This is a genomic window from Streptomyces sp. NPDC102437, assembly GCF_044765565.1.
Taxonomy (GTDB): domain Bacteria; phylum Actinomycetota; class Actinomycetes; order Streptomycetales; family Streptomycetaceae; genus Streptomyces.
The window spans coordinates 1-8689 of the sequence record NZ_JBIWKI010000097.1 but is presented as its reverse complement, the minus strand read 5'-3'; the positions used below and the strand labels follow the sequence as shown (position 1 = coordinate 8689).

Sequence of the window (8689 nt, the reverse complement as noted above, 5' to 3'; positions counted from 1 at the left end):
CCGTGAAACCGCCCCTGCCCACTCCACAGCCCGCTACACTCCAGCCGCCCAGCGAAATCCGCAGGTCAGACAGCGAAATCCTGCTGGAGTACTAGGGAGCGTATCTGGTTGTGATCAAGGGGCTGCTCGTGTGAGGTCCTTGACCCAGATCATCGAGGCGCGGAGGTGGAGGCCGGCGAGGTAGCTCCCCGGGGTCTTGTCGTAGCGGGTCGCAATGCCTCGCCAACCTGTTTGCCGACGTCGAGCGAAGCCTGCTCGAACTGTGCGCGCGACAGCTCGCCGTCGGGCAGGAACGCCCGGGTGGGCCGTCGTCAAGCTCGTCGCCGTCGCCCCGTTGCGCCGCGCAGCCGACATGCGTGTCGTTCAGCAGGAGGCGGCGGGTGAGGAGTTCCACTGCTTGGGCGTGGTTCATCCGGGACAGGCAGATGTGGGGAAGGCCGATCCGGCCGCAGACTCGCGCGCCGCGGCCAGGCGCTCGTTGGTGCTGATGGCAATGAGCCCAGGCAGTCAACTTGTCGGCCGGTTACTGCCGGGCGAGCCCGGCCGGGTCGATCGCGAAGGGGAACGGGGCATCGAGTCGGGTGACCTCGCCGGACAGGGCGGTCGTCTGCTCGACGTACCGGCCGTTTTCCAGCTCGGTGATGATGAGCAGGGGGGCTGGGTCGAATTCCAGGCGCCAGTAGTGCGGGATCCCGGCCTCGGCGTAGAGCATGGGCTTGAACTTCCGGTCCATCGTCTTGTTGCCGGGGGAGACCAGCTCGACCACGAGCTGGACGGCTTCGGCGTCGATGCTGACACCGTCGTCGACGGTCGCGCCGGCGTCGGCGACCACGATGTCCGGCACCACCAGGCCGGACGGCAGGGTCACATTGATGGCTTCCAGGATCTCGACCGGCGCGTCGGCGGCGCGGGCCGCGGCGTCCAGGGCCACGTGGAGCCGGAAGGACGCACGCTGGTGGCGCAGGCCGGGGGCGGGGGACATCACCAGGGACTCCCCCAGCAGCTCGTACCGGACACTGCGGTCCTCCGGCAGCGCGAGGACGTCGGCGACGGTCCACGGCCCGGTGTGATCGGTTGCAACGCTCATTCCCTCCACCTCCTCATCCGCACAGCACCGCCAGTGTGACCCGGACCGGTGCCGGGTGTCTCCTGGCAGGCCTTACGACGGTGGTCGTCGGTCCCGCGGAAGCAGGTCGGGACCGCCGTCGCGGCGGCCCCGACCCCATTCTGCCGGGTGGATGTGACAACAAGGGGCGGGGGCCGGAAACCAGTCGTGCTCAGCCGGTACCGCAGGGGCGGCGGACGTGGCGCAGGTGGTGATTCCTCCGTCGTGACGGGTACGGGTACGTACCCGTACCCTGGGCGGGGTGGAAAGGAGTACGACGATGTCCGATGCGAATGTCCGTATCCCCGAGGAGGCCAAGGAGCGGCTTGCCGCGATCGCGGCTGCTGAGGGTCTGTCGCTGCGTGCCTATCTGGCGCGTCTGGCCGAGACCATGCTGACTCCGGCCGAGCGTGCCGAGCGTGCGGAGAAGGCGCGGGTCGCGCTGGAGGAGTGGAACGGCTATGCCCCCACTCCGGCCGAGCAGGACGGCCTGGACAGTGAGCTGGACCGGCGCCTGGCCCGGGTGACGAGCCGGTGACCGATGCGGTGCACATCGTCCTGGACGAAACGGCGATGGAAGCGGCCGGCCAGGGCAACGTCCTTGCCTCTCGTCTCATTCACCGGGCCCATGCCGAATCCGGCTGGTTCCTGTACGCCCCAGCGTGCGCTCTCGTCGAGGCCGACCGTGCGCGGCCCGGCACGGCCGAGCACCTTGCCGCGTTGCCGGGCATCACCGTTCTGGACCTGGATCTGGCCGCGGCTCTGGCCCTCGCCCGGCAGGACACGTGGGCGGCGGCCCACAGCCAGTACGCGGCGCAGCCCACCCCGGACCGCCCGGACGGAGCGATCATCGCCACCACGGCCCCGAAGCGGTGGGAGGGCGAACCGGTGCGCGTACTGGATCTCAACGCCTGAACCGGGTCCGTGCCCTTCTCGCGGGGCCAGGGGAGAGCTGTGGACGGCTGACGTTCCGGGCCGGTGGGGCCGGCCGGTCTCAGTCCCCGTGTCCATTCGGTGTCCGGCTCGCCGGTCGGGCGTCGGTGACGGTGAACGGGCGCAGGTCTTCGGGGGTGTGGGCGATCTCGTCGCCGGTGAGGCGGACGGGAAGGATTTCGGGGTCCTGCGGTGAGGACGGCGCGCAGGAGGCGGCGTGCGGTGGATTCGCGGTCCAGGGCGCGGCCGTTGCGGGAGGTGAGGAGCGGTCCGGTGTGTTCGGTTGTGTTCGGTGGAGCCGGCGAGTGCGCGGTGGGTGCGGTGGGGCAGGTATTCGTCGACGGCGCCGGTGATCTCGCGGGGGAAGCGAGGAGCCGGGGTGCCGGTAAGAACACTGTCACCAGCCGCAAACGGTGGTGATCTTGCGAGGATGTCACCCGTGTGGGTGAGTCCGGGGTCGTACAGCTGCGCGGGGTGGGGCCCCGAGAGGACGATCGACGACCGTGGCCCGTACCCCTTTGGACCTGGACGACCTGGTCGAGCACTGGACGCTGTTGAAGGACGAGCATGGGCTTGTGTCAGGTAAGCGCGGTGCGACGCGACTGGGCTTCGCCGTGTTGCTGAAGTTCTATACGCAGTACGGCCGGTTTCCCCGGGGCCGGTTCGAGTTGCCGGGCGAGGCGGTGGAGTTCGTCGCCCGGCAGGTACAGGTGCCTGCCGCCGAGCTGGACGTGTACGAGTGGAGCGGCCGGACGGTGGAGTACCACCGCGCGCAGATCCGGGGGCACCTGGGCTTTCGTGAGTGCAGCGTTGCGGATGCGGACAAGCTGACCGGCTGGCTCGCCGAATACGTCGCGTGCAAGGAGCGGCGGCCGGAGCAGGTACGGGTGGAACTGCTGGCCCGCTGCCGCACGGAGAGCATCGAGCCGCCGACTCCGGGGCGGTGCGACCGGATCGTGGGCGCCGCGCTGCGAGTGGCCAAGGAGATGCTGACAGCGAGGATCTCAGTCCGGATCACGGTTCAGGGCACGGAGCGGATCATCGCCCTGGTCGCCGGGGCCGACCAGACGGACGACGCCGTACCCGGTGAAGCCGGTGCCGGTGAGGGCGAGGACGGGCCGCCGGTCCTAGGCAAGATCAAGGAGGCTCCGGGCAATGTGAGCCTGGAGACGATGCTCACCGAGATCGACAAGCTGCTCGCGGTGAGGGCGGTCGGGCTGCTGGCAGACCTCTTCGCTGACGTCGCGCCGAAGGTGGTGGCCGGATGGCGGGCGCGGGCCGCGGTGGAATCGCCCTCCCACCTGCGCACTCACCCGCTGCCGCTGCGGGTGACGCTGCTGGCCGCGCTGCTGCACGAGCGGGAACGGGAGATCACGGACACGCTGGTGGAGCTGCTGATCTCCACGGTGCACCGGATCGGGGCGCGGGCGGAGAAGAAGGTTACCGAGCAACTGGTCAACGCGTTCAAGAAGGTGTCGGGCAAGGAGAACATCCTCTTCAAGCTCGCCGAGGCGTCGATCGGCGAGCCGGGGGGCACGGTCCGCGAGGTCGTCTACCCGGCCGTGTCCGGGGGCGAGCAGACGCTGCGGGAGCTGGTGCACGAGTTCAAGACCCGTGGCCCGGTCTACCGGCGCACAGTGCAGACGACGCTGAAGGCGTCGTACACCAACCACTACCGGCGCGGGCTGATCAAGCTGCTGGATGTGCTGGAGTTCCGCTCGTCCAACCACACCCACCGGCCGGTGATCGAGGCGTTGGCGCTGGTGGCCCGGTACGCGGCGGCGGGCAACACCACGTACTACCCGCTGGGCGAGACCGTGCCCGTGCACAAGGCGATGGGCGGGGACTGGGCCGAGGTCGTGCACCGCACCGACAAACGCGGCCGGCGCCGGGTGGTGCGGATGGTCTACGAGATCGTCGCTTTCCAGGCCCTGCGCGACCAGCTCAAGTGCAAGGAGATCTGGGTGGTCGGCGCCGACAAGTGGCGCAATCCGGATGAGGACCTGCCCCAGGACTTCGCCGAGCGGCGCGAGGAGAACTACCGCGAGCTGCGCAAGCCGCTGGACGCGGCCGACTTTGTCAACGAGCTGCGCGAGCAGATGACCACCGAGCTGACGCTGCTCAACGATGGGATGCCGCGCTTGAGCTGGCTGGACATCGCCGAGCGGAAGTCCGGCGCGATCCGGCTGACCCCGGCCGAAGCCCAGCGCGAGCCGCGCAACCTGCGCAGGATCAAGGGCGAGGTACTGGACGCGGTCACCTCGGTCTCCGGCGGCGGCTCCCTCTCGGCGGAGGTCCTGGCCGAGCGCCTGCTCCTGGTGATCTACGCCTACGGCACGAACACCGGGATCAAGGCCGTTGCCTCCGGCGGACACGGCCGCACCGAGGACGAACTGTGCTACGTGCGCCGCCGGTATCTCACCCCGGAGACGGCCCGGCAGATCGCCATCGAGATCGCGAACGCCACCTTCGCCGCGCGCAGTACCGAGTTGTGGGGCCAGGGCTCGACGGCGGTCGCCTCCGACTCCACGCACGTGCGGGCCTACGACCAGAACCTGTTCACCGAGTGGCACTCGCGCTACGGCGGCCGTGGGGTGCTCATCTACTGGCACGTGGAGAAGAAGTCGCTGGCCATCCACTCCCAGCTGATCAACTGCACGGCCTCCGAGGTCGCCGCGATGGTCGAGGGCGCGATGCGGCACGGCACCACTATGGACGTCGAGGCCAACTACACAGACAGTCATGGCCAGTCGGAAATCGGGTTCGGCATCACGAGGCTGCTGAACTTCGACCTGCTGCCGCGCATCAAGCGGATCAACAAGGTGAAGCTGTACCGGCCGGTGGCCGGCGAACCGGATGCCTACCCTCAGCTCACCCCGGCGCTGACCCGTCCGATCCGCTGGGAGCTCATCGCCCAGCAGTACGACCAGATGATCAAGTACGCGACCGCGATCCGCACGCGGGCCGCGTCCACTGAGGCGATCCTGCGCCGCTTCACCCGCAACGCCTCCCACCCCACCTACGCGGCCATGCTGGAGGTCGGCCGCGCACAGAAGACCATCTTCGTGGCCCGCTACCTGCGGCTGAGGGACCTTCAGCGGGAGATCGAGGAGGGCCTGAACGTGATGGAGTCCTCCAACGGCGCCAACTCCGTGATCGCCTACGGGAAGGGCGGGGAGATCGCCTCGAACCGGCGCGACGAGCAGGAGATGGTCGTCCTGTGCCTGCGCATCCTGCAATCCGCCCTGGTCTACGTGAACACCCTGATGCTCCAGGACATCCTCGGCGAACCGGAATGGACGGACCTCCTCACCGCCGCCGACCGGCGCGGCCTGACCCCGCTGTTCTGGTCCCACGTCCGCCCGTACGGTGACGTGAACCTCGACATGGACACTCGCCTCAACCTCGCCGAGGTGACCGTTCCGGGGCCCCGAGGCGCGGACAGCGAGGCTGCCCGAGCAACCGTGGAGAACGCATGAGCCTGGTCCGCTCCAGGGCCGCCCGGCCACAGGTGGGTGGCCGAGCGCTGTCCGGTGCAGGACTATGTCGACGGCCAGTTCCGCTCCCTCCCGGCGTCCTCTGTATCCGTCCTGCCGACGGACCGTGCGGAGCGACAGCTGCGGCTCGGCGAGGACCGTCGCTACCCTGGCGAGACCTGGCTTGTCAGGATGTCCTCGACAGCACCGCGACCTCACAACCGAACCCAACCACGAAGCGCCCGCCCGGTGCCGCAGCGAGTGAGTGCACGGGGAAAGGGAGCAGGTGGTCGGTACCGGCCGGGCACCCTGCGGTGAGATCGTGGAACCGCACGGTGTGGTCATCGGCGAGGGCCGCGACGAGCCGTCCGTCGGCCATCGCTGAGACCGCCAGCGAATTGCCGGAGCCTGACTCGGCGGCCTGGGCATTGCCGATCTGCTGCCCCGTGGACAGGTTCCACATGAGTACCGTCCGGTCCCGGCCCTTGCTGATCGCGATGGGAGCTCCGCCCAAGGTGGCAGTGGCCACGGCGGTCACCCAGTCGGTGTGGCCGATCAGGGGTTCACCGAGCTGTCGGCCAGTGGGGAGGTCCCACAGTCGCACCGTCTTGTCCCAGCTGCCTGTCACCATCACGGGCCGTCCGCCGAGAACCGCGGTGGCGACGGTGGTAACACGGCTGGAGTGACCGGTGAGAGGTGCGACCAGGGGCTGCCCGGTGGTGAGGTCCCAAACGCGCACGACGCGGTCACTGCCTGCGGTGAGGGCGACGGGCAGGCCGTCCAGGGCCGTCGAGGCGATGGCCAGGACTCTGCCGTGGCCGCTGGGAAACGGGCGGCGGACCGGTCGGCCGGTGGCGAGCTCCAGGACGTGCAGGGTGGCGTCGGGAGCCGCCGTGACGACGACCGCGTGTCCGCCCACCACCGCCATCGTCATGGCGGACACCTCTGCGCTCAGGGAGTCGAAGGCCCGCGAGCCGGTGGCCAGGTCCCAGGTGCGCACGGTGTGGTCGGCGCCTGCGGTGACGACCACGGGGACGCCGTCAACGACCGCAGTGGCGACCGCCAGGACTGATTCGGTGTGTCCGGCACGCAACCGGCCGCCGTCCCCTCGGGCAGCGATGAGGTCCCAGGTGCGCACTGTGTGGTCCTCCCCTGCGGTGACGGCGACGCAACGTCCGTCCACAACGGTGGTGGCGACGTCCCACACCTGGCCGGTGTGCCCGGTGAGGGGCTCACCCTCCTGTTCGCCGGTGGCGAGATCCCAGACGCGTACGGTGCGGTCACGGGATGTCGTGACCGCCAGGGTTCGCGTCCCGACCGGAGCGCTGTCGATGGCCCACACCCGATCGGTGTGACCGGTCAGCGCACTGCCCGCAGGCGACAGGCTGAGTGCGTGCCGCACCGTGATGGTGCCGTCCGATTCGGCGATGAGGGAGACGGGCAGGTCATCCAGCACCAGACTCCGGGAAGCGACCCCTACCCCGATTCCCCAGCGCAACTCGGTGGCGAGCAGGCCGTTCGTCCGGGCGGAGACCAGGGCCCACAGGACGACCCGGTCTTCCGGGTCGGTATTGATCAGCCCTTTCCCCTCAGCGGCTTCCAAAGGGATGCTGCGGATGCTCCGCGTACCGTCAGGGCCTATGGGGCTCGTCGGCAGGTCCCAGAAGCGCAGTGTCTGGTCCGCGTTTACGACGAGCGCCACACTGCGTTCTTCCCGGATCAGGGTCTCGGACGGGCCGTCGGGAAAAACAATGGGAGCCAGGTCACCGACAACTTCCGGTGCCTCCTCGTAGCGGAAGCTGAGGACCACGACCCGCCCGCCGACGACCGTCAGGGCTGACAATCCGTCAACGCACTCGGTATCCGCCAGCAACTCCTGCGGGTCGGCTGCCAGAAGCACGTGGCGGTCCAGATCCCACACACGGGGTGCCTGGCCCTCTTCACCGGTTACGGCGAAGTGCCGCCCTTCAAGTGTCCAGGGTCCCTCGGCCGGCAGGCACTCGCCGACCTCGCGGCCGGTGGCCAGGTCCCACACCTGCGCTGGATGGTCCGGTGGAGAGGTGACAACGACCTTGCGTCCATCCAGCTCCCCTATGCCCGCCATCCAGGGGAACGCGCCCAGTCGGCTGCCGGTGGCCTGGTCCCACACACCCAGCGTCCGGTCCGCCCCGATGGCCAGCACCACGTGCCGACCGTCCATATCCAACCGCGCCAGGCCCAGGACCAGTTCGCCCGCAGAACGTCCCGTCTCCGGATCCCACAGCCTTGCGGTCCCGTCCTCGTGGCACGTGAGGACCAGGGGTTGCCCGTCGACCACCACCGTGGCCAGGGCCACCAACTCGGGCGACAACGACGACATGGGGTCGGGGGGAGCTGCCGTCAGCGTATGCAGCCGTTCCCCCGTCGCCAGGTCCCAGATACACATCGCCGCGTCGCGGCTCGCCGAGACGACAACCGGACGCCCGTCGACAACCGCCGTCGCCACCGCGACCACAGGGGCGTCGTGACCCTTGAAGCAGCGCAGCAGCCGGGGGTCCGACCCGGAACCGCACGTCCAGTCCGCCCGCCAAGAAGCCAGCGCCTGCGAGGCAGTCACATCCCGGGACACGTGATCAGATCTTTCCATCATGGCCCCAAGTTATGGGGCCGCACTGACAACGACCGTCGGAGTGCGCGGGATAGTCAGCCGCGCAGGTTCGCCGGGACCAGCGGTGCCCTCTCCTCGAAGCTCAGTCATCCGGAGGTCGCTTGGCGCCTTGCGGCAACGAGCCTTCTGACCGCCGCCAACACGCCATGTGTGCTGGGGACTTGTTCTCGTACAGGGAGGTCAACCGGAATACGTCGGAAACGTGCCTTACTGATCGTTTCAGAATGAAGTTCGTTGTGGGTCTTGGCAGTTGGGTGATGTGTCGGCAGGATCTGTTGGGTGTCTGCTGATCTTGTGCCTGATGACCTGTGGGAACGTGTGGCCCCGCTGTTGCCTGCTCGTCCGCCGCGGCGGCATCGGTATCCCGGACGGTTGCCGGCGAATGACCGGGCTGCGTTGCGGGGCATCGTTTACGTGCTGTGCAAGAGCGTGAGCTGGCGAGACGTTCCGGCCGAACAGGTCGGCTGCAGCGGTGTGACGGCCTGGCGTCGGCTGCGGGACTGGACCGAGGCCGGTGTCTGGGCGCAG

At 69.0% G+C, this 8689-nt stretch carries 6 protein-coding genes; 4 read left to right on the top strand and 2 right to left on the bottom strand.

Annotation, left to right across the window (positions count from 1 at the left end; translation table 11 throughout):
* Window positions 1–523: 523 nt before the first annotated feature.
* The gene (locus ACIRJP_RS41275; RefSeq protein WP_404186203.1) at window positions 524–1087 is read right to left on the bottom strand and encodes a Uma2 family endonuclease; all 564 of its coding nucleotides are present in this window, start codon (window positions 1085–1087) and stop codon (window positions 524–526) included.
* Window positions 1088–1385: 298 nt separating this feature from the next.
* Between ACIRJP_RS41275 and ACIRJP_RS41270 the strand changes: the two genes are divergently transcribed.
* The 3 genes from ACIRJP_RS41270 to ACIRJP_RS41260 all read left to right on the top strand — a co-directional run bounded on the left by ACIRJP_RS41270 (window position 1386) and on the right by ACIRJP_RS41260 (window position 5517).
* Complete coding sequence (locus tag ACIRJP_RS41270; protein WP_360937498.1) at window positions 1386–1643, top strand: hypothetical protein; 258 nt, start codon at window positions 1386–1388, stop codon at window positions 1641–1643.
* Window positions 1640–2020 (top strand): hypothetical protein, encoded by a 381-nt coding sequence (locus ACIRJP_RS41265; RefSeq protein ID WP_404186200.1) that lies wholly within the window; start codon window positions 1640–1642, stop codon window positions 2018–2020. Before ACIRJP_RS41270 ends, ACIRJP_RS41265 begins: the two co-directional genes overlap by 4 nt.
* Before the next feature lie 521 nt (window positions 2021–2541).
* Window positions 2542–5517, top strand: coding sequence for a Tn3 family transposase (locus ACIRJP_RS41260; RefSeq protein ID WP_404186198.1), 2976 nt, complete (start codon window positions 2542–2544; stop codon window positions 5515–5517).
* 184 nt (window positions 5518–5701) lie between these two features.
* Here the strand turns inward: ACIRJP_RS41260 and ACIRJP_RS41255 are convergent, their stop codons facing one another.
* A complete protein-coding gene (locus tag ACIRJP_RS41255; RefSeq protein WP_404186196.1) occupies window positions 5702–8143 on the bottom strand; it encodes a WD40 repeat domain-containing protein in 2442 nt (813 codons plus the stop codon).
* A gap of 297 nt (window positions 8144–8440) precedes the next feature.
* On the opposite strand from ACIRJP_RS41255, the gene ACIRJP_RS41250 reads away from it, so the two are divergent.
* Window positions 8441–8689, top strand: a 249-nt coding sequence (locus ACIRJP_RS41250) for a transposase (RefSeq protein WP_404186194.1), incomplete at its 3' end; no start/stop codon positions are given.

What these genes read in the sequence shown, in the direction of transcription:
- ACIRJP_RS41275 (WP_404186203.1), bottom strand. Translation starts at nt 1,087, where the DNA reads ATGAGCGTTGCAACCGATCACACCGGGCCGTGGACCGTCGCCGACGTC.
- ACIRJP_RS41270 (WP_360937498.1), top strand. Translation starts at nt 1,386, where the DNA reads ATGTCCGATGCGAATGTCCGTATCCCCGAGGAGGCCAAGGAGCGGCTT.
- ACIRJP_RS41255 (WP_404186196.1), bottom strand. Translation starts at nt 8,143, where the DNA reads ATGATGGAAAGATCTGATCACGTGTCCCGGGATGTGACTGCCTCGCAG.